We start from the raw sequence: 19671 nt of genomic DNA, 5'->3' as shown, positions 1-19671 counted from the left end.
GCTATGATCGGCCTGTTCCCTTCTTCTAGGACTGCACGCCATGGCCAGCCTTCCCAGCGAACTCGATGCAATCGGCCGGAAATTCGGCACCGATAAATCCAGCGTCTACCACGACTATCTGCGCGTTTATGAGCGCTTCTTCCGCCACCTGCGGAACGAGCCCCTGAAGATTTTGGAAGTCGGCGTTTTCAACGGCGCGTCGCTGAAAGTTTGGGAGGAATATTTCCCCAACAGCAGGATCGTCGGCGCCGACATCGACGAGACCACACGACGGTTCGCAGGCGGCCGGGTGGAGATCGAGATCATCGACCAGTCCAACCTGGAGGATTTGGTCCGGCTCGGCGTCCGGCACGGCCCGTTCGACATCATCATCGACGATGGCTCGCATATCTGGGACCACCAGATCACCACGCTCCGTACGTTGTTCCCTTTTCTCAAGGATGGCGGCATCTACGTCGTTGAGGATCTGGAGACGAATTACGGCCCCTACGTGGCCAATTATCGCGGCCGCGCGGCATTCTCCTGCGTCGAATATCTGAAGCGCCTGGTCGATTACCGTGTCGCCGACAATTATCTCGACATTACCGCCGAGGAAGACGCGTTCCTGCGCACCTATGGCCGCTCGGTGTTCGCGATCACGTTCGTCAAGCATCTCTGCCTGCTGGAAAAGCAGGTCCAGGTCCGGACCACCAACGTGTCGCTCACGGAGACCGACACGAGCCGCACGGCGGTTCCCGTCTCGATCACCGCCCATGTCGGCTTTGTCGGCGACGTCGTGCAAGACTCCTGCGTGGCCTGCCCACCGGATCTGCTGCGGAACATCCAGGGATTCAGCATCCATATCCCGGACGAGGCGATGGCCGACCTGTCCTACCGGGCGCGTCTGCAGGACGGAAGCTGGACCGAATGGGCCGCCGATGGCGGGTTTGTCGGAACCAAGGGGCAGTCGGCCAATGTCAGCGGATTCACCCTGCGCTTCGACAAGAATTTCACCGATACACACGACATCCGGATCCTGGGCGCCTTCACGAACCACCCCGTGATCGTGGAAGTGGCGCCCGGCGAGGATTGCGCGCTGGCAGACGCCACGGCCTCGCTGCGGGCGATCCAGGTCGTGGCGAGCCGCAAGGACCAGGCCGGGCGGGAATGACGCGCGCCGCCCTTACGGCGCGGCGCGACGCCGGGCTATAAGCCGCTTATGACGCAGCGCCGACGGTTCGACCTTACCACCCGTATCGCCCTTAACATCGTGCTGGACGGCGTGCTTGCCGCGCTGGGCGTTGCCGTCAGTTTCTGGCTCGCCAATCCGGCGCATCCCTTCCCCTCGCCGGCGCTTCTGCCCCTGGCCGGTGCGGTGGCGATCTGGCTGATCGGGGTGCCGTTCGGCCTGTCGCGCCTGCATTGGCGTTTCGTGTCCTTTCGCGACCTGGCGATGATCGGCGCCGCCGCCGCCGTCACGGGGCTGATGCTGGTGCTGCTGCTGATCGGCGCCGGCCTGCCCATGCCCTCCGCCGCCTTCCCCGTGATCCTGATCCTGACCTTGGTGATGGCGTTGAGCGGCCCCAAGCTGCTCTACCGGCTGGCCCGGCTGGCGCCGGCGGAAAAGCAGGAGGCGACACAGAGCGCCGCGTTGGTCGGCAGCGGGGAAACGGCGGAATTGTTCCTCACCGCCTATTCCCGGCTCGGGTCCGCCCCCTACCGCATGGTCGGGCTGATGGCGCTCTCCGCGCGCCATATCGGCCGCCGCGTGCAGGGGCTGAATATTTTCGGCGCGGTCGAGGAGGCCGAGGCGGCGCTCGACCGCCTGCCGCAGAAGCCGGACCTGCTGATCATCACCGCGCCGGAGCTGGCCGGCGACACGCTCGGCGCGCTGCTGGCGGCGGCGGAGCGTTTCGGCATCCGCGTGCTGCGCGCCCCCAGCCTCACCCGGCTCGCCCCGGCCGACCAGAAAATCGAATTGCAGCCGATCGCCATCGAGGATCTGCTGAACCGCCAGCAAGTGAAATTGGACCGCGCCGGCATGGCGCGGCTGGTCGCCGGGCGGCGCGTGCTCGTCACCGGGGCCGGGGGCAGCATCGGTTCGGAGCTGGCGCGGCAGATCGCGGGATTCGCGCCGGCGGAGCTGATGCTGCTGGACAACAGCGAATATGCGCTCTGGCAGATCGACCTCGAAGTCACCGAACTGGCGCCGGACGTGCCGCGCCGCGCCGTGATCGCGGATGTGCGTGACCGCCCTCGGCTCGCAACACTGTGCGAGGCGTTCAAGCCCGAACTCGTATTCCACGCCGCGGCGTTGAAACATGTGCCGATTGTCGAAGCCAATCCTTTGGAGGGGTTGCAGACAAATGTGCTCGGCACCCGCGCGGTGGCCGATGCGGCGGCCGCCAGTGGGGCGGCTCTGATGGTGCTGATCTCGACCGACAAAGCGGTGAATCCCAGTTCGGTGATGGGCGCGACCAAGCGGCTGGCGGAAATGTACTGCCAGGGGCTGGACGTGGCGGCGCGGCATGGTGGGGCTTCCATGCGCTGCGTCACCGTGCGCTTCGGCAACGTGCTGGGCTCGACCGGCTCGGTGGTGCCGCTGTTCCGCCGCCAGCTCGCCCAGGGCGGCCCGCTCACCGTCACGCATCCCGACATGCAGCGTTATTTCATGACCGTGCGCGAGGCGGTCAGCCTGGTGCTGCAGGCCTCCGTGGTCGGCAGCAGCGCCGAGGCCGTGCCCGATGGCGGCATCTTCGTGCTCGACATGGGTGCGCCGGTGAAAATCGTCGATCTCGCGCGGCAGATGATCCGCCTCGCCGGGCTGCGCCCGGAAGAGGACGTGGCGATCCGCTTCACCGGGTTGCGGCCCGGGGAAAAATTATACGAGGAATTGTTCCACGGCAGCGAGCAGCCGGCGCCGACCGGCCATGAGGGGCTGCTGATGGCCACCCCGCGCCTGGTCGATGTGCGCCTGGTGGCGGCGGCGCTCCGCACCATCGAGACCGCCGCCGAGGCCGGCGACGCGGCCTCGGCCACCGCCACGCTCGCGCGCATGGTGCCGGAATTCGTGCATCAGGCGGGGCTCGCCGTTTCCGGCACGGCAGGTTAAAGACTCGCTTTATGACCGCTCTCGCACCGATCCCGTTTCTTGATTTGAAAGCCCAGCAGGGCCGCATCGGCCCGGCCTTGCGCGCCCGGCTCGACGCCGTGCTGGCGCATGGCCAATATATTCTCGGCCCGGAAGTGGCCGAGCTGGAAGGCCGGCTCGCCGCCTTCTGTGGCGCGGCGCATTGCGTGAGCGTGAGCTCCGGCACCGACGCGCTGCAGATCGCGCTGATGGCCGAAGGCATCGGCCGCGGCGATGCGGTGTTCCTGCCCGCCTTCACCTACACCGCCACCGCGGAAGTGCCGCTGCTGCTCGGCGCGACGCCGGTGTTCGTCGATGTCGATCCCCGCACCTTCCAGATGGACCCAGCCTGCCTGCAGGCGCGCATCGCCGACGTCAAGCGCGCCGGAATCCTCACCCCGCGCGCGGTGATCGGCGTGGATCTGTTCGGCCAGCCGGCCGACTGGCCCGCCATTCGCGCCATCGCCACGGCGGAAACCCTCTTCACGCTGGATGATTGCGCGCAAAGCTTCGGCGCCGCGCTCAACGGCGAGCGGCTGGGCCGCGCGGCGGATGCCACCGCCACCAGCTTCTTCCCCTCCAAGCCCCTCGGCGCCTATGGCGACGGCGGCGCGCTGTTCACCGAATCCGCCGAGCGCGCTTCCTTGTACCGCTCGCTGCGCACGCACGGCGAAGGCACGACCCGCTACGAGGTGCTGCGCACCGGCATGAACGGCCGGCTGGACACGATGCAGGCCGCCGTGCTGCTGGCCAAGCTCGACGTGTTCGCCGACGAAATGGCGCGCCGCGACGCCATCGCCGGGATTTACGACCAGGAACTGGCCGGCCTCGTCGACACCCCCGCCCGCGTGCCCGACAGCACCAGCGCCTGGGCCGTGTATTCGATCCTGCTGCCGAACCAGGAGATCCGCGATTCCGTGCAGGCCGCGCTGCGGACCCAGCAGATCGCCAGCGCCGTGTATTATCCTCGCGCTTTGCACCAGCAGCCCGCTTATGCCGGCTGCCATGACGGGCAGGCCATGCCGGTCGCCGAAAGCCTGGGCGCGCGCATCCTCGCTCTGCCGATCCACCCCGATCTGACCGACGCGCAGGCACTGCGCGTCGCGGCGACGATTCGCGCCGCCCTGGCGGCATAAAAGCGACATGCCGCGCGGCGATCTGTTCCCCGAGATCGGCCCTTTTGAAACCGGCTATCTGCCGCTCGAAGACGGCCACGTGATGTACTGGGAACAGGTCGGCAACCCGCACGGCAAGCCGGTGCTGTTCCTGCATGGCGGGCCCGGCGCCGGGGCCGGCGCGGTGCATCGGCGCTTCTTCGACCCGGCGATCTGGCGCGCGGTCATTTTCGACCAGCGCGGCGCCGGGCGCTCAAAACCGCTCGGCAGCCTCACCGCCAACACCACGCCGCATCTGATCGCCGACATCGAGACGCTGCGCGAATTTCTCGGCATCGAGCGCTGGCTGCTGTTCGGCGGTTCCTGGGGCTCGACGCTGGCGCTGGCCTATGCGCAGGCGCATCCCGACGCCGTGGCCGGCGCGGTGCTGCGCGGCATTTTTCTCGGCCGTGCCACCGAGGTGGAGTGGTTTCTGCACGGCATGGCGCGGGTGTTCCCCGACGCGCATGCCGCCTTCGCGCAATTCCTGCCGGAGGCCGAGCGCGGCGACCTGCTGGGCAGCTATCTGCGCCGCCTCACCGACCCCGACCCGCTGGTGCACGGGCCCGCCGCCCGCAGCTGGAGCCTGTATGAAGGCTCCTGCTCCACCCTGCTGCCGAGCTACGAGGCGGTCTCCAGCTTCGCGCAGGACCGCAGCGCCATCGGCCTGGCGCGCATCGAGGCGCATTATTTCGCGCATGATCTGTTTTTGCCCGCAGGCGGGCTGCTCGCGCATATGGCGGCGCTGCGCAGCATCCACGGCGAAATCGTGCAAGGGCGCTACGACATGATCTGCCCGGCGCAATCGGCGTTCGAACTCGCCGCCGCCTGGCCGGCGGCGCGCCTCACTCTGGTGCCGGATGCCGGGCATTCGGCGCTCGAACCCGGCGTGCGCACGGCACTGATCGCGGCGTTGGAACGCTGCCGGCATTTGCTGTGAAGGTAAGCAAGCACTACTTTTTGTGAACGAAAAGTAGCAAAAAAACTTTGATTATTCTGGGCCGTGCTGGTTTCAACGCCTCCGGCCCAGCGTCAAAAAAGTTTTTGCGGCGCTTTTTTCAAAAAGCGCCTGCTTTCTTTCTAATACAGCTTCCCATCCCGCAGGCTGAGCTGCCGGTCCATGCGCCGCGCCAGGTCCGGATTATGCGTGGCGATCAGCGCCGCGACATTTTCCGAGCGCACGACGCGCAGCAGTTCATCGAACACGATGTCAGCCGTGTGCACATCGAGATTCCCGGTCGGCTCGTCCGCCAGCAAAATTGACGGGTTGTTAGCGAGCGCCCGGGCGATGGCCACGCGCTGCTGTTCGCCGCCGGACAATTTGCCGGGCAGATGGTTGGCCCGCGCCGCCAGCCCGAGTTTGCCCAGCAATTCGCGGGAGCGACGGTCCGCCTCCGGCTTGCTCTTGCCGGCGATCATCTGCGGCAGGGTCACGTTCTCGAGCGCGGTGAATTCGGGCAGCAGATGATGGAACTGATACACGATGCCAATGGTGCGCAGGCGGATTTTGGTCCGCGCCGCGTCGCCCAGCGTGCCGGCATCCGCGCCGTCGATGCGGACCGCGCCGCCATCCGGCTTCTCCAGCAATCCCGCCAGATGCAGCAGAGTCGACTTGCCCGAGCCCGAGGGCGCGACCAACGCGACGATCTCGCCCTGACGAAGCGAAAGTGCCGCGCCGTCCAGCACCGTCAGCGCCTCGCTTTCGGTCTTGTAGGTGCGGCGGACATTTTCCAGAACCAGGATGTCATTCACGGCGGAGGGCCTCGATCGGGTCAATGCGGGCGGCGCGCCAGCTTGGATAAAGGGTGGCCAGGATGGAAAGCGTGAAGGCCAGGACCAGCACCGCCATCACCTGGTGCCAATCGAGCTTGGCCGGCAGCGATTCCAGGTAATACACGGTCGGGTCGAAGAGCGGCGTGCCGGTGATGCGCTGCACGAATTCCCGGATCTGCTCGATATTGGCGCAGAACACCACGCCGATCCCGAAGCCGATCACCGTGCCCAGCACCCCCACCGACGCGCCGCACATCAGGAAAATGCGCAAGATGGCGCCCGAACTCGCCCCCATGGTGCGCAGGATCGCGATGTCGCGCGCCTTGTCCTTCACCATCATGATCATCGAGGAGATCACGTTGAAGGCGGCAACGACGATGATCAGCGTCAGGATCAGGAACATCACATTGCCCTCGACCGTGACGGCCGCGAGGAAACTGTCATTGTCCTGGCGCCAGTCCTGGATGTTCACCGGCATGTCGGGCAGCGCCGCGACGATGTCCCGCTTGATCCGCGCATCGTGGTCGGGGTCCTGCACGAAAACCTGGATCTGCGTGGCGGCATGGGGCTGCTGGAACAAAGTCTGCGCCGCCGCCAAAGGCAGGAACACGAAGCTCGAATCATATTGCTGCATGCCGGTCTGGAACACCGCCACCACGTGGAAACTCTGCACGCTCGGGATGGTGCCGATGATCGTGGCTTTTCCTTGCGGCAGGATCAGCGAAATGGTCGAGCCGACCGTCACGCCGAACTGCCTGGCCAGGCCGCTGCCGATGGCGATCGCGTTGTCGCCCTGCAGGTCCGCGAGGCTGCCGGCGATCACGTGATTTTTGACGGTGGGCAGCGATTGCAGCCCTTCCGGCGTGATGCCGCGTGCCACGCCGCCGGTGGCGCCGCCCTGCGGGCCGGACATCAGCACCTCGTCCTGCACGATCGGGAACGCCGCCGTCACGCCATGGATCTGCCTGATCCGCTCGGTGATGTCCTGGTAATTGGTGAGCGGCACACCGGCGCCGTACACGCCGATATCGCCGTTGAGGCCGAGAATCTGCGCCAACAGCTCCTGGCGGAACCCGTTCATCACCGACATCACGATGATCAGCGTGGCAACGCCGAGCGCGATGCCGACCAGCGAAAAAATGGCGATGACCGAGACAAAGCGTTCGCCACGGCGCGCGCGCAGATAACGGGCCGCGACTTTCCGCTCAAAGGAGCCGAACATCAGCCGAGAACTTTCGCCAGCGCGTCGGCAACGGGCAGTTCCCATCGCTCGCCGGTGGCGCGGCGCTTCAGCTCCACCTGGCCGCTCGCAGCGCCGCGCGGGCCGACGATGATCTGCCACGGGTGCCCCATCAGGTCGGCTTCCGCGAATTTCTGGCCGGCGCGCTCCTCGCGGTCGTCGTAGAGGCAATCCGCGCCGAGTTTGGCGTGCAGCTCCTCGCAGATCTTGTCCGTCGCCGCGTCGCCCTGGCGCAAATTGAGAATGGCGGCGCGGAACGGGGCCACGGCATCGGGCCAGATGATGCCCGCCTCGTCATGCCGCGCCTCGATGATGGCGCCGACCAGGCGCGACACGCCGATGCCATAGCTGCCCATCTCGGGGAAAATCCTGGTCCCGTCGGGGCCGACCACGGCGAAATTCATCGTCTCGGAATATTTCCGGCCGAAATAGAAAATCTGCCCCACCTCGATGCCCCGCCCCTCGCGGCGCCGTTCGGCCGGGATCTTCTCCCAGGCTTCCGTATCGTGCTTCTCGTCGGTGGCGGCGTAGGTCGTCGTCATCTGCTCGTAGAACGCTTCGATGTCGCTCGACGCGAACGCATCGCCGGCCTCGAAGGCGGCATCATAGAACACGCCGCTCTCGCCGGTCGGCGCCAGCACATGGAATTCGTGGGAGAGATCGCCGCCGATCTGCCCGGTGTCGGCCCGCATCGGGATCGCGGTGATGCCGATGCGCTGGAAGGTGCGCATGTAAGCCAGCATCATCTTCTTGTACGCGACCACGGCACCCGCCTTGTCCAGATCGAAGCTGTAGGCGTCCTTCATCAGGAACTCGCGGCCCCGCAGCACGCCGAAACGCGGGCGCACCTCGTCGCGGAATTTCCATTGAATATGGTAGAGCATCTGCGGCAGCTCGCGGTAGCTCTTCACCGAATCACGCACGATCGCGGTGATCATCTCCTCATTGGTCGGGCCGAAGAGCAGCTCGCGCTCATGCCGGTCGGTGATGCGCAGCATCTCCTTACCGTAAGCGTCGTAGCGGCCGCTCTCGCGCCACAGATCGGCGCTCTGGATCGTCGGCATCAGCATTTCCTGCGCGCCGGCCGCGTCCTGCTCCTCGCGCACGATGTTGGCGATCTTGGCCAGCACCCGGTACCCCGCCGGCAGCCACGCATAAATGCCCGACGCCATCTGCCGCACCAGGCCGGCACGCAACATCAGCCGGTGCGAGGCAATCTGCGCCTCCGCCGGCGTTTCCTTGAGGGTGGGGATCAGGCTTTGGGAGAGACGCATGAAGAACCTTCGGAAAGAGGGGCTGAGGCTGTTTAAAGCGGTTTGCGCACAAGGCAAATTTGGCGTGTGAAGCAAGGAAAGAAAGCAGCCGCTTTTTGAAAAAAGCGGCCGCTTTCTTGTCTCGAGGGGCGTTCCACGGCCAGATGCAGCGCCACGGCCAGCGCCAACGTCATCGTGAACATGCCGCCCGCGAAAACGCCAGGGTGCGAAGTGGGAACCCAGCCGTGCCGGCGGAACAGGTTTACCAGCAGCAGCTCCGCGATGGCGAAGCTCATGTAGAAAGCATAAGAGAGCCGCCCGAAGGCGAGCAGCGCGGCCGGCCGCCCGAGCAGCGGTGGCCAGCCGGCTTCATGCCGGGTCACGAAACCCGCGAGCAGCAGCCACAACCCCAGCGCCACGAGCCAATCCCGCCCACATTCCGCCCCGGCGGCGACCAGCGCCAGCCCGGCCAGCGCCAGGCCCCGCGCCGGCACGCGGCCGGCCAGATGCGGCAGCAGCCGCGCGGTGCCCATGCCGACCAGGAACTCGGGGAAGAAGCGCAGCAATCCCTGGGAGACGCCGAAATTGAGGGAATTGTGGTGCCAGGAAACGAGCAGGCCGAGGATGAGAAAACTCACCAGCACCATATGCCCCGCGACCAGCGCCCCGCACCGGCATAACGCCCACCAGATCAGCGGGAACAGCAGATAGCCCGCCCATTCCGTGCTGATCGACCAGGCGGGATAATTCCAGCCGCCCACATCCGCAAAGCCCCAGCCCTGGATCAGGGCGACATTCTCCAGCAGCGGCGCCAGCCCGAACCGGCTCGCCTCGCGGGGGAAGACACCATGCATCCGCGCCAGGAGCAGCAACGCCGCCAGCAGGCACAGCGTCGCGGCGTGCACGGGGTAGATCCGCGCCAGGCGGCTTCCATAGAAGCGCCAGGCTTGCGGCGCGAAGCGCCCCGGTACGCCTGGCGAAAATTCCCGGTGGGTGTGCGCCAGGATCAAACCGGACAGCAAAAAAAATCCGTCGACGCCGAGATAACCGCGCCCCAGCCAGCCGGCGAACGGCCCCAGGCGGTGGGCCAAGCCGAGGTAAAGGTCCACGTGATAGCAGAACACCCAGGCGGCGAAGAACGCGCGGCAAATGGTGAGATCAGTGATTTCGCGCGCTTCTGTCAAAGGAAAGCAGCCGCTTTTTGAAAAAAGCGGCGCAAAAATTTTTTTGAAACGGGGCCTATGGCGGTGAAACCAGCACGGCCCAAACTGACAAAGACCTTCCTTTTGTTCACCTTCCGCCCCACCGCGCCCAGATCGTTTCATATCCAGAAAGAAAAAAGCCCGCCAGCCCAAAGGGGCGTGGCGGACCAAGTTCAGGGAGGAAACGCCAGTCACACGACAGGACGAAGAACCAAGCTTCATCCTGACGGCATATTGCACGCCGCAAACATCGTGCGTCTATAAAAAACGCACTTTTTTTGAATGTATTTTAGGCTTCAAACATCAATGAGATAAAATTTTTATCGATATCTGAAAGCGCTTGTTGAATTTGATCAATTCTTAATCAATTCCGTTTCAGCCCACTTGCAGCATATGAACTTCCACGATCGGCCGCTTGCCGAAATGCTGGCCCATGATTTTGCGCAGGCCCGCCCGCGCGGCGTCGATATAAGCGGTCTCCTCGGTGCGCAGCCGGTGCGGCAGGTCGAGCAGCAGTTCCAGGAACTCTTGCTCGACCTGCCGGCGGACCTTGTCCTCGGCATCGTCGAGCAGGCCCGGGGCGGAAACGCGCACGGCGCCGAGCGGCTTGCCGGCGCTGTCGGCGACGAAGCTGCCGACCACCACGCCGTTGAACAGCATGCGCCGGCGCGCGCCGAGAACGCCGCCTTTCAGCGGCACGATCCGGTCGCCATCGACGGCGAGCCGGCCGACCGGGACGGAATCGACGATCTCCGGCGCGCCGGGGCCGAATTGCAGCACATCGCCATTTTCCAGGCGCAAGGCGGGAATGCCCTCGGCCTCGGCCAATTCCGCCTGGGCCGAGAGATGCCGCCACTCGCCATGGGTCGGCACGATGTATTTGGGCCGCACCAGGCGGTAGAGCCTTTTCAGTTCGTCGCGCGCCGGGTGGCCGGAAACATGGGTGAACTGGTCGTCATCGGTGATCACATCCACGCCACGGCGCACCAGCGCGTCCTGCACGGCGGTGATGGCGCGCTCATTGCCCGGGATCATGCGCGAGGAGAAAATCGCGCAATCGCCCTCGCCCAGCACAGCGTAGCGATGCGTGTCGGCAGCGATGCGCGCCAGGGCCGAGCGCGGCTCGCCCTGGCTGCCGGTGACGACCAGCAGTAGATTGTCGTCGGGGATCGCGCCGATCTCCTCTTCGGGCACGAAATCCGGCACGTCCTGCATGTAGCCGGCCTCCTGCGCGGCGGCGACATAATTGCCCAAGGAGCGGCCGACCAGCGCCACATGCCGCCCGGCCGCCTTGCCGGCCTCGATGACGCTGGAAACACGCGCGATGTTGCTGGCGAAGCAGGTCACGGCAATGCGGCCCGGCAGGTCGCCGACCAGCGCCTTCAGGCTTTTCGCGACCTCCGCCTCGGAACCTGAATGGCCCTCATTCATCGCATTGGTGGAGTCCGACACCAGCGCCAGCACGCCTTCGTCACCCAACGCCCGCAGCGCCGCCTCGTCCATTCTGTGCCCGACCACCGGGTTGGGGTCGCTTTTCCAATCGCCGGTATGCAGCACCGTGCCGTAAGAGGTGGTGATGGCGAGCGCCTGGGCTTCCGGCGTGGAATGGGTCATGGGGATGAAGCGCAAGGTGAACGGCGCCAGCGTGAACGACCCGCCCGGCGGGATCACATGGATTTTCACCTCGCGGCCGAGCCCGGCCTCGGCGAGCTTGCGCCGGATCACCGCGGCGCAGAACGGCGTGGCATAGATCGGGCAGCGCAATTGCGGCCAGAGCCGCGCCACACCACCGATATGGTCCTCATGCGCATGGGTGATAACCAGGCCGCGCAAGGCTTCGCGCTGCCCGGCGATGAAGCCTGGATCGGGCAGCAATATCTCCGCCTCGGGCGAATCCGGGCCGGAAAAGCCCATGCCGCAATCGACCGCGATCCATACCCCGTCGCAGCCATAGAGGTTGAAATTCATGCCGATCTCCCCGGTGCCACCGAGGGGAATGAAAATGAACCCGCCCGGGGCATCGCCCCGGATCGGACCCGAGGATTTGCCGGTGGATTTTGCCATCAGATAAAAAGCTCCAAAGAGAGAAAAATTTCAGTCGGTTTCGATAAACCGCGGGCGGTCACGCGGCAAAGGCGGCGACGGGTTGCGCAGCGAGAGCAGGCGCAACCCGTCCAAGGTCAGGTCCGAGTCGATGGCGGTGAATTTATGCGTCCCTTCGGCAAATAAAGGAGCCAGGCCGCCGGTGGCAATGGCTTTGAGGGGCGCGCCATATTCGCCCTCGATGCGCGCCAGCAGCCCCTCGATCAGCCCGACATAGCCCCAATAGATCCCCGAACGCATGGCCGGGACCGTGGAGCGGCCGATCACCGCCTGCGGCCGGCCGATGCTGATGCGCGGCAGCCGCGCCGCCGCCAGATGCAGCGCCTCGATGGATAGGTTGATGCCGGGCGAGATCACGCCGCCAAGATAGGCGCCGCTGCCATCCACCACGTCGAACGTGGTGGCGGTGCCGAAATCCACCACCACCAGCGGCCCGCCATAATGGTTGTGCGCGGCCAGCGCGTTGAGCAGCCGGTCGGCGCCGACTTCCTCAGGGTTGTCGACCTTGATGTCGAACCCCCAATCCAGAGACGCCCGGGCCACCAGCGGTTCGGCATCGAACCAATCGCGGCAGAGCCGGCGCAAATGATACAGAGCCGCGGGCACCACGGTGCCGATCACCGCGCGATTGATTTGCCGTGGCGTGATGCCGGCGCGGGCCAGCAAAGCTTCCAGCCACACGCCATATTCGTCCGAGGTGCGCTGCGCCGAGGTCGCCAGGCGCCAGGATCCGCGCCATTCCGTGCCGTCATGCACCGCGAAGACGATGTTGGTGTTGCCGGCATCGATGACCAGTAACATGGTTCCCGTGTCCCTCAGCTCTGGCCGAGCAAGATGTCGCCCGTGCTGATCGGGTCGATACGATCTTTGTCGCGCAGCAGCAATTCGCCTTTATCGGACAGCCCGGCAAAAATACCGCGCCGCTCGCCCTGCGCGCCACGCACGATGAGTTCCGTGCCGACCGGGTGCGCCAAGGCCAGCCAGGCCTCCCGGATCCGCTCAGCCGACGCGTCGTGCCAGGCGGCGAGGCCGGCGAGAACGGCGTCGGCGGCGTCATCGGCGGCGAGCCTGCCCCCATGGGCGCTGAGCGACGTGGTGCAACGGCCGGGGATCTCAGGTGCCGCCGCCAGATTCACCCCGATGCCGATCACCAGCCAGTCGAGCCGCTCGCCGTCCGGCACGGCATCGATGAGGATGCCGGCGAGCTTGGCCCCGTCCAACAGCACATCGTTGGGCCATTTCAACATCGGCGCCGTTTGGGTGTGGGGCGCTACCGCCTCGGCCACGGCAATGCCGGCGAGCAGCGAGAACAGTCCCGCTTCCGCCGCCGGCCGGCTGGGGCGGAGCAGAACCGACAGATTCAAATTGCCCTCAGGCGCGGTCCATTCCCGCCCGCGGCTGCCGCGCCCGGCAAGCTGCCGCCGCGCCTGCACCGCAAGGCCCGCTGCTACTCCCGCTTTGGCGCGGACGATACATTCATCCGAAGTCGAACCGAGCTCATCGTGACGTTCCAGCCGCCAGGCGATCACCCCATCAACGCCCTGGCCGCGGCGTCGGCGGCGCTGACCAGCGGGCCGGGAATGAACACGAACAGGCAGGTGACGATGGCGCCGACCGCCATAACAAAGCGCACGCCGCCCGCCATCGGGTCGAATTCCGGCCGGCCGGCATCGAAATACATGACCTTGATCACCCGCAGATAATAGAACGCGCCGATGATGCTTGTCACCACGCCAACCACGGCGAGCGTGTCCAGCCCCGCATTCACGGCGGCGGAAAAGACGTAGAGCTTGCCGAAGAAGCCGGAGAGCGGCGGGATGCCGGCCATGGCCCACATGAAGATCGCCAGCGCCAGGGCAAAGCCCGGCTTCTCGGCGGACAGGCCGGCGAGATCGGCGATGGTCTCCACCGCCTGGCCGCGGCGGCGCATGGCGATGACGCAGGCGAAGCTGCCGAAGGACATGACCACATAAATCGCCATGTAGATCAACGTCGCTTGGATGCCGGCCACGGTGCCGGCGGCCAGGCCCATCAGCGCGTAGCCCATATGGCCGATCGAGGAGTAAGCGAGCAGGCGCTTGAGGTTGGTCTGGCCGATCGCGGCCAGCGCGCCGAGCGCCATGGAAATGATGCTGAGGATCTCGACCAGCGTCTGCCATTGGTGCAGCAGACCGCCGAACGGCCCGATCATCACCGCGAGCAGCAGCGCCATGGTGGCGACTTTCGGCGCGGTGCCGAAGAACGCGGTGACCGGGCTCGGCGAGCCCTCATACACGTCCGGCGTCCACATATGGAACGGCGCGGCGGAAATCTTGAAGGCCAGGCCGACCAGCACGAAGACGATGCCGATCACCGTGCCATATCCCGCGCCATGCGCCAGGATGGCGGCGAGCGAGGCAAAATTGGTGGTGCCGGCGAAGCCGTAGACCAGCGAAATGCCATAGACCAGCAGGCCGGAGGCGAGCGCGCCGAGGACGAAATATTTGAGCCCGGCCTCGGTGGAGCGCAGCGAATCGCGCGCCATCGCCGCGCAGATATACAACGCCAGCGATTGCAGTTCGAACCCGACATACAGCGTCATGAAATCGGCCGACGAGATCATCACGATCATGCCGAGCACCGAGAACAGCACCAGGACCGGATATTCGAACCGGGCGATCGATTCGCGGCGATTATAATCGACCGAGAGGATCAGCGCCGCGGCGGCGCCCAGCATCACCAGGACATCCGCGAAGCGGGTGAAAGTGCTGGTGACCAGCAGCCCGCCGAATAGCTTGCCCGCCGGCGCCACCAGCGTGAAGCCGGCGGCGAGCACGAGCAGGATCAGCGCCCCCACCGTGCAGCACGTGGCGCGCTCGCGCCGGGAGAAGACGCCGAACATCAGCAGCGCCATGCCGCCGAGACCGAGCAGCAAAGCGGGAATGAGGGGGGCGAAAGACATCATTTGCTCACCATGGCGATGGCCGTGTGCGGTGCGAGGGCGGCGACATGCGCCTGCACCATGGCGGTGACCGGCGCGTCGAAAATATGCGTGAAGCTGCTGGGATAGATGCCGAGCCACAGCACCATCACGGCGAGCGGCACCAGCATGGCGTATTCCCCAGCGGTAAGGTCTTTCAGACCCGCCAGCTCAGGCCGCGTGTATTTGTCGAACAGCACGGCGCGCAGCAGCACCAGCATGTAGGCCGCACCCAGCACCATGCCCGCGGCGCCGAGCAGCGAGACCCAGAAATTCACTTTCAGCGCGCCGACGATGACGAGAATTTCGCCGATGAAGCCCGACGTGCCCGGCAGGCCCATATTCGCCAGCGAGAACAGCATCAGCGCCGCGGCATAAACCGGCATTTTCTGGGCGAGCCCGCCCAGCCGGGAGAGCGCCATCGTCTCGCCGCGCGCCAGCAGAATGCCCGAACAGATGAACAGGCCGGCGATGACGATGCCGTGCGAGAGCATCTGGAACAAAGCGCCCTCAACGCCCTCGACCGTGAAGGTGAAGATGCCGATGATGATCACGCCCATATGCGCGACCGAGGAATAGGCGATCATGCGCTTCATGTCGGTCTGCGCCAGCGCCACGTAGGAAACATAGATCACCGCCACCACGCCGAGCGTGAACATCAGCGGCGCGGCGGCGGCGGAGGCCTGGGGCAGCATCGGCGCGGCGAAGCGCAGGAAGCCATAGGCGCCCATTTTCGACATCACGGCCGCGAGCATGATGGTGCCGGGCAGCGGCGCCTCGCCATAAGCATCCGGCAGCCAGGTATGCAGCGGCCACACCGCCGCCTTCACGCCGAACGAGGCGAGGAAGGCGATGAACAGCCACATCTGGATGCGCGGCGGAATCGGCGTGTGCAGCAGCGTCACGATGTCGGTTGTGCCGGCATTGCGCCACATCCAGACCAGCGCCAGCAGCATGAACAGCGAGCCGGCAAGCGTGAAAATGAAGAATTTCACCGCAGCGAAAATGCGCTTCTCCCCGCCCCAGATGCCGATGATGAGATACATCGGCAACAGCACGGCTTCGAAGAAGATGTAGAACACGACGAAGTCGAGCGCCGCGAACATGCCCACCATCATCGTTTCCAGCAGCAGGAATGCGATCATGAACTCGCGCACGCGGCGCTTGATCGGCCAGGCGGAAAGGATCGCGATGGGCGTGATGAACAAAGTGAGCAGAATCAGGAACAGGCTGATGCCGTCCACCCCCATGCGGTACTGCACTTCGAGCCCGGTGAGCCAGGGCACGGTTTCCACGAACTGGAAGCCGGCGACCGCGGGGTTGAACGCGGTCCAGAGGTAAATGCCCAGCGCCAGCACCACGAGGCTGGTCCAGAGCGCGGCGAAGCGGGCATTGCGCGCCACCGCCGCCTCGTCGCCGCGCAGCGTGGCAAGGTAGAGCACGCCGACCAGCGGCAGGAAGGTGATGAGCGAAAGGATCGGGAAGCCGGCCTGGTTCATGTTAGCGGACCCACAGGAAGAGGCTGAGGAAGCCGAGCAGGCCGATCAGCATGACGAAGGCGTACAGGGCGATCGACCCGGTCTGCAATTTCACCGTCTGCGCCGAGGCATCTGTGGTGAGCGTGGCAAGGCCGGAGGGCACGCCGTCGATCACCTGCTCGTCGCCGAAACGCCACGCGAATTTCGCCAGCTTCAGGCTGGGGCGAACGAACACCGCGTCGTAGAGCTCGTCAAAATACCATTTGTTGAGCACGAACAGGTAAACCGGCCGGAAGGCCTGCGCGAGTGTGGCCGGCAGCGACGGCACGAAAATGTACATGATCGCGGCGACCGCGAGGCCGGCGATGGCAGCGACCAACGGCGCCAGCGCCGCCCAGGAAGGAACCTGGTCGAGCGACTGCATGACCGTGCCCGGCACCGCGATGCTCGCACCCCAGAAGGCCTGGAACCCCTCGCCGATGAACGTGCCGCGCAGCAGGAAGCCGCTGCACAGCGCGCCGACCGAGAGCACCAGCAACGGCACGAGCATCACCCAGGGGCTCTCATGCACATGCTCCTGCACATGTTTCGGCGCGCGCGACGTGCCATGGAAGGTGAGCAGGACCAGCCGCGCCGTGTAGAAGGCGGTGAGCCCGGCGGTGACGGTGCCGCACACCCAGCCATACAGGCCGACCGCGTTATGCGCGGCGAACGACGCGTCGATGATCGCGTCTTTGGAATAATAGCCGGAGAAGGGCGGAATGCCGGCGAGCGCGAGGCCGCCCATGATCATCATCACCCAGGTGATCGGCAGCTTGCGCCAGAGCCCGCCCATCAGCCGCACATCCTGCTCGTCGGACATCGCATGAATGACCGAGCCCGCCGCCAGGAACAGCAGCGCCTTGAAGAAAGCGTGGTTGATGAGATGGAAAATCGCCACCGGATAAGCGCCGAGCCCGGCGGCGATGAACATGTAGCCGAGCTGCGAGCAGGTGGAATAAGCGATGATGCGCTTGATGTCGTTCTGCAGGCAGCCGACCGTGCCGGCGAAGAACGCCGTGGTGGCGCCGATCACCGTGATCACGTCCATGGCCACCGGCGCATGATTGATCACAGGCGACATGCGCACGATCATGAACACGCCCGCCGCGACCATGGTGGCGGCATGGATGAGCGCGGAAATCGGCGTAGGGCCTTCCATCGCATCGGCCAGCCAGGTGTGCAGGAAAAACTGCGCCGACTTGCCCATGGCGCCGATGAACAGCAGGATCGAGATGACTTCCAGCGCCGGGAAGCTGGTGCCGAACAGCGTGTAGCGGTTGCCGGCATGCGCGGCGACGGCGCTGAAAATGCCGTCGAAGGAAATGGTGTTGAAGACCAGATAAGCGAGCGCGATGCCGACCGCGAAGAACAGATCGCCCACGCGGTTGACGATGAACGCCTTGATCGCCGCGGCATTGGCGGCCGGCCGCTCATACCAGTAATCGATGAGCAGATAGGAGACGAGGCCCACGCCTTCCCAGCCGAAGAACAGCTGCACCAGATTGTTCGCCGTCACCAGCATCAGCATCGCGAAGGTGAACAGAGAGATATAGGAGAAGAAGCGCGGCACGGTCTTGTCGTGCGCCATGTAGCCGGCGCTGTAGACATGGATGACCAGCGAGACGGCGCTGACCATCGCCACCATCACCAGCGACAGCATGTCCTGGCGCAACGACCAGTCCGGCGTGAAGCCACCGACCGAAATCCATTCAGCGACATGCAGCGGCGCCGCCGGCACGCCGGATTGGACCAGCAGGGCGAACGACGTCACGCCGGCCACGGCGGACACGACCATAAACAGGATGCTGGCGCCGATCGCCAGCTGCTTGCCAAGGAACGGGCGGCCGACGCCCGCGAGTACGGAACCGATGAGCGGTGCGAGGACGGCGATCAGCGTTAACATGTCAGCCCTTCATCAACGTTACGTCCTCGACCTCGATCGAGCCGCGGTTGCGGAAGTAAATAACCAGAATGGCAAGCCCGATCGCCGCCTCGGCGGCGGCGACGGTGAGCACGAACATGGTGAAGACCTGGCCGACCATGTCGTGCAGCGCGCCGGAGAACGCCACGAAATTCAGGTTCGCCGCGAGCAGGATCAGCTCGATCGACATCATGATGACGATGATGTTCTTGCGGTTCATGAAAATGCCGAAAATGCCGATCACCAGCAGCAGCCCGGCGACGATCAGATAATGTGAAAGCGGCACGGTCATCACTGCGCATCCTCCTTATGGCGCGGCAGCTCCGCACCGGCCCCCAGCCTGGTCTTCACCATCACCAGCGTATCGGCCGGCACGCGGGCATGCTGCAGATCGAGATTCTGGGTCTTGGCGCGGCGGCGCTCGCGGTGCGTCAGCACGATCGCGCCGATCATCGCCACCAGCAGGATCACGCCCGCGAGCTGAAACAGCGGCAGATAGTTCGTGTAGATCAGCGAGCCGAGCGCCTGGCTGTTGGTGATGTTGCTTGGCGTCGGGAACATCCGCGCGCCAGCGGCGCCGGGGGCGAGGCTCCAGCCGGAGACCACCAAGGCGAGTTCGATGAAGAGCACGGCGCCGACAAGGCCGCCGACCGGCGCGTAACGCTGGAACCCTTCGCGAAGCTTCGCGAAATTCACATCCAGCATCATCACCACGAACATGAACAGCACGGCGACCGCGCCGACATAGACGATGACCAGGAGCATCGCCAGAAATTCGGCGCCGCTGAGCAGGAACAGCACCGCGGCATTGATGAAGGCGAGGATCAGGAACAACACGGAATGCACCGGGTTACGGTTGCTGACCACCATCACCGCTGAGGCCAGCAGGATGAAGGAGACGACGTAGAATACGAGATTGGAGATCATGGCTGGGCTCTCACCGGTAGGGCGCGTCGAGTTCCAGGCGCTTCGCCAGCTCCGGCTCCCACCGGTCGCCATTGGCCAGCAGCTTGGCCTTGTCGTAGAGCAGTTCCTCGCGCGTCTCGGTGGCGAACTCGAAATTCGGCCCCTCGACGATGGCATCCACCGGGCAGGCTTCCTCGCACAGGCCGCAATAGATGCATTTCACCATGTCGATATCGTAGCGCGTGGTGCGGCGCGAGCCGTCCTCGCGCGGTTCGGCCTCGATGGTGATCGCCTGCGCCGGGCACACCGCCTCGCAGAGCTTGCACGCGATGCAACGCTCTTCGCCGTTCGGGTAGCGGCGTAGCGCGTGCTCGCCCTTGAAGCGCGGGCTCGTCGGGTTCTTCTCGAACGGGTAGTTGATCGTGGCTTTGGGCTTGAAGAAATATTTCAGCGTGAGACCGAGGCCGGCGACGATCTCGCTCAGCAGCAGTCCACGGGCCATACGGTCGAGCCGGATCATGGTGTTGACCT

17 protein-coding genes are annotated in these 19671 nt (G+C 65.3%); 4 read left to right on the top strand and 13 right to left on the bottom strand.

Features of this window, described 5'->3' with window-relative positions:
- The first annotated feature begins 40 nt into the window (after window positions 1–40).
- From VNC39_RS13685 to pip, 4 genes are read left to right on the top strand one after another with little or no spacing between them, the layout of a single operon-like run.
- A complete protein-coding gene (locus tag VNC39_RS13685; RefSeq protein ID WP_325400123.1) occupies window positions 41–1150 on the top strand; it encodes a class I SAM-dependent methyltransferase in 1110 nt (369 codons plus the stop codon).
- 48 nt (window positions 1151–1198) lie between these two features.
- Entirely contained in the window at window positions 1199–3091 is a 1893-nt protein-coding gene (locus tag VNC39_RS13680; protein ID WP_325400121.1) for a polysaccharide biosynthesis protein, read from the top strand.
- Between the two features lie 11 nt (window positions 3092–3102).
- Window positions 3103–4245: a DegT/DnrJ/EryC1/StrS family aminotransferase gene (locus VNC39_RS13675; RefSeq protein WP_325400118.1), complete on the top strand. Its 1143-nt coding sequence runs from the start codon at window positions 3103–3105 to the stop codon at window positions 4243–4245.
- Window positions 4246–4252: 7 nt separating this feature from the next.
- A complete protein-coding gene (gene pip / locus VNC39_RS13670) occupies window positions 4253–5203 on the top strand; it encodes a prolyl aminopeptidase (RefSeq protein WP_325400116.1) in 951 nt (316 codons plus the stop codon).
- Window positions 5204–5343: 140 nt separating this feature from the next.
- Here pip and VNC39_RS13665 read toward each other — a convergent pair whose 3' ends face one another.
- The 13 genes from VNC39_RS13665 to nuoI form a co-directional block, all read right to left on the bottom strand.
- The gene (locus VNC39_RS13665) at window positions 5344–6015 is read right to left on the bottom strand and encodes an ABC transporter ATP-binding protein (RefSeq protein WP_325400114.1); all 672 of its coding nucleotides are present in this window, start codon (window positions 6013–6015) and stop codon (window positions 5344–5346) included.
- Window positions 6008–7258 (bottom strand): lipoprotein-releasing ABC transporter permease subunit, encoded by a 1251-nt coding sequence (locus tag VNC39_RS13660; RefSeq protein WP_325400112.1) that lies wholly within the window; start codon window positions 7256–7258, stop codon window positions 6008–6010. The genes VNC39_RS13665 and VNC39_RS13660 overlap by 8 nt, the downstream gene beginning before the upstream one ends.
- A complete protein-coding gene (proS, locus tag VNC39_RS13655; protein ID WP_325400110.1) occupies window positions 7258–8550 on the bottom strand; it encodes a proline--tRNA ligase in 1293 nt (430 codons plus the stop codon). Before proS ends, VNC39_RS13660 begins: the two co-directional genes overlap by 1 nt.
- Window positions 8551–8582: 32 nt before the next feature.
- Entirely contained in the window at window positions 8583–9713 is a 1131-nt protein-coding gene (locus VNC39_RS13650; protein ID WP_325400108.1) for an acyltransferase family protein, read from the bottom strand.
- A gap of 393 nt (window positions 9714–10106) precedes the next feature.
- Entirely contained in the window at window positions 10107–11795 is a 1689-nt protein-coding gene (locus VNC39_RS13645; protein WP_408840752.1) for a ribonuclease J, read from the bottom strand.
- A gap of 30 nt (window positions 11796–11825) precedes the next feature.
- Window positions 11826–12635 (bottom strand): type III pantothenate kinase, encoded by an 810-nt coding sequence (locus VNC39_RS13640; protein ID WP_325400106.1) that lies wholly within the window; start codon window positions 12633–12635, stop codon window positions 11826–11828.
- Between the two features lie 14 nt (window positions 12636–12649).
- Window positions 12650–13363: a biotin--[acetyl-CoA-carboxylase] ligase gene (locus VNC39_RS13635; RefSeq protein ID WP_325400104.1), complete on the bottom strand. Its 714-nt coding sequence runs from the start codon at window positions 13361–13363 to the stop codon at window positions 12650–12652.
- Window positions 13360–14775 (bottom strand): NADH-quinone oxidoreductase subunit NuoN, encoded by a 1416-nt coding sequence (gene nuoN, locus VNC39_RS13630; protein ID WP_413788792.1) that lies wholly within the window; start codon window positions 14773–14775, stop codon window positions 13360–13362. Before nuoN ends, VNC39_RS13635 begins: the two co-directional genes overlap by 4 nt.
- A complete protein-coding gene (locus VNC39_RS13625; RefSeq protein ID WP_325400100.1) occupies window positions 14775–16292 on the bottom strand; it encodes an NADH-quinone oxidoreductase subunit M in 1518 nt (505 codons plus the stop codon). The genes nuoN and VNC39_RS13625 overlap by 1 nt, the downstream gene beginning before the upstream one ends.
- Before the next feature lies 1 nt (window position 16293).
- Window positions 16294–18216: an NADH-quinone oxidoreductase subunit L gene (nuoL, locus tag VNC39_RS13620; RefSeq protein ID WP_325400098.1), complete on the bottom strand. Its 1923-nt coding sequence runs from the start codon at window positions 18214–18216 to the stop codon at window positions 16294–16296.
- 1 nt (window position 18217) lies between these two features.
- On the bottom strand, window positions 18218–18526 hold the full coding sequence (nuoK, locus tag VNC39_RS13615) for an NADH-quinone oxidoreductase subunit NuoK (protein ID WP_325400096.1): 309 nt from the start codon (window positions 18524–18526) through the stop codon (window positions 18218–18220).
- Window positions 18526–19161, bottom strand: coding sequence for an NADH-quinone oxidoreductase subunit J (locus VNC39_RS13610; RefSeq protein WP_325400094.1), 636 nt, complete (start codon window positions 19159–19161; stop codon window positions 18526–18528). Before VNC39_RS13610 ends, nuoK begins: the two co-directional genes overlap by 1 nt.
- A gap of 10 nt (window positions 19162–19171) precedes the next feature.
- Window positions 19172–19660: an NADH-quinone oxidoreductase subunit NuoI gene (nuoI, locus tag VNC39_RS13605; protein ID WP_325400092.1), complete on the bottom strand. Its 489-nt coding sequence runs from the start codon at window positions 19658–19660 to the stop codon at window positions 19172–19174.
- Window positions 19661–19671: the final 11 nt, after the last annotated feature.

The organism is Acidocella sp. (genome assembly GCF_035535915.1).
In the GTDB taxonomy this organism is placed as follows: Bacteria; Pseudomonadota; Alphaproteobacteria; order Acetobacterales; family Acetobacteraceae; genus Acidocella.
The sequence above is the reverse complement of the archived record's forward strand: the minus strand, read 5'-3'. Positions and strand labels throughout refer to the sequence as shown.

What these genes read in the sequence shown, in the direction of transcription:
- VNC39_RS13685 (WP_325400123.1), top strand. Translation starts at nt 41, where the DNA reads ATGGCCAGCCTTCCCAGCGAACTCGATGCAATCGGCCGGAAATTCGGC.
- pip (WP_325400116.1), top strand. Translation starts at nt 4,253, where the DNA reads ATGCCGCGCGGCGATCTGTTCCCCGAGATCGGCCCTTTTGAAACCGGC.
- VNC39_RS13640 (WP_325400106.1), bottom strand. Translation starts at nt 12,635, where the DNA reads ATGTTACTGGTCATCGATGCCGGCAACACCAACATCGTCTTCGCGGTG.
- nuoI (WP_325400092.1), bottom strand. Translation starts at nt 19,660, where the DNA reads ATGATCCGGCTCGACCGTATGGCCCGTGGACTGCTGCTGAGCGAGATC.
- VNC39_RS13675 (WP_325400118.1), top strand. Translation starts at nt 3,103, where the DNA reads ATGACCGCTCTCGCACCGATCCCGTTTCTTGATTTGAAAGCCCAGCAG.
- nuoK (WP_325400096.1), bottom strand. Translation starts at nt 18,526, where the DNA reads ATGACCGTGCCGCTTTCACATTATCTGATCGTCGCCGGGCTGCTGCTG.
- VNC39_RS13645 (WP_408840752.1), bottom strand. Translation starts at nt 11,795, where the DNA reads ATGGCAAAATCCACCGGCAAATCCTCGGGTCCGATCCGGGGCGATGCC.
- VNC39_RS13610 (WP_325400094.1), bottom strand. Translation starts at nt 19,161, where the DNA reads ATGATCTCCAATCTCGTATTCTACGTCGTCTCCTTCATCCTGCTGGCC.
- VNC39_RS13680 (WP_325400121.1), top strand. Translation starts at nt 1,199, where the DNA reads ATGACGCAGCGCCGACGGTTCGACCTTACCACCCGTATCGCCCTTAAC.
- proS (WP_325400110.1), bottom strand. Translation starts at nt 8,550, where the DNA reads ATGCGTCTCTCCCAAAGCCTGATCCCCACCCTCAAGGAAACGCCGGCG.
- nuoN (WP_413788792.1), bottom strand. Translation starts at nt 14,775, where the DNA reads ATGTCTTTCGCCCCCCTCATTCCCGCTTTGCTGCTCGGTCTCGGCGGC.
- VNC39_RS13660 (WP_325400112.1), bottom strand. Translation starts at nt 7,258, where the DNA reads ATGTTCGGCTCCTTTGAGCGGAAAGTCGCGGCCCGTTATCTGCGCGCG.
- nuoL (WP_325400098.1), bottom strand. Translation starts at nt 18,216, where the DNA reads ATGTTAACGCTGATCGCCGTCCTCGCACCGCTCATCGGTTCCGTACTC.
- VNC39_RS13625 (WP_325400100.1), bottom strand. Translation starts at nt 16,292, where the DNA reads ATGAACCAGGCCGGCTTCCCGATCCTTTCGCTCATCACCTTCCTGCCG.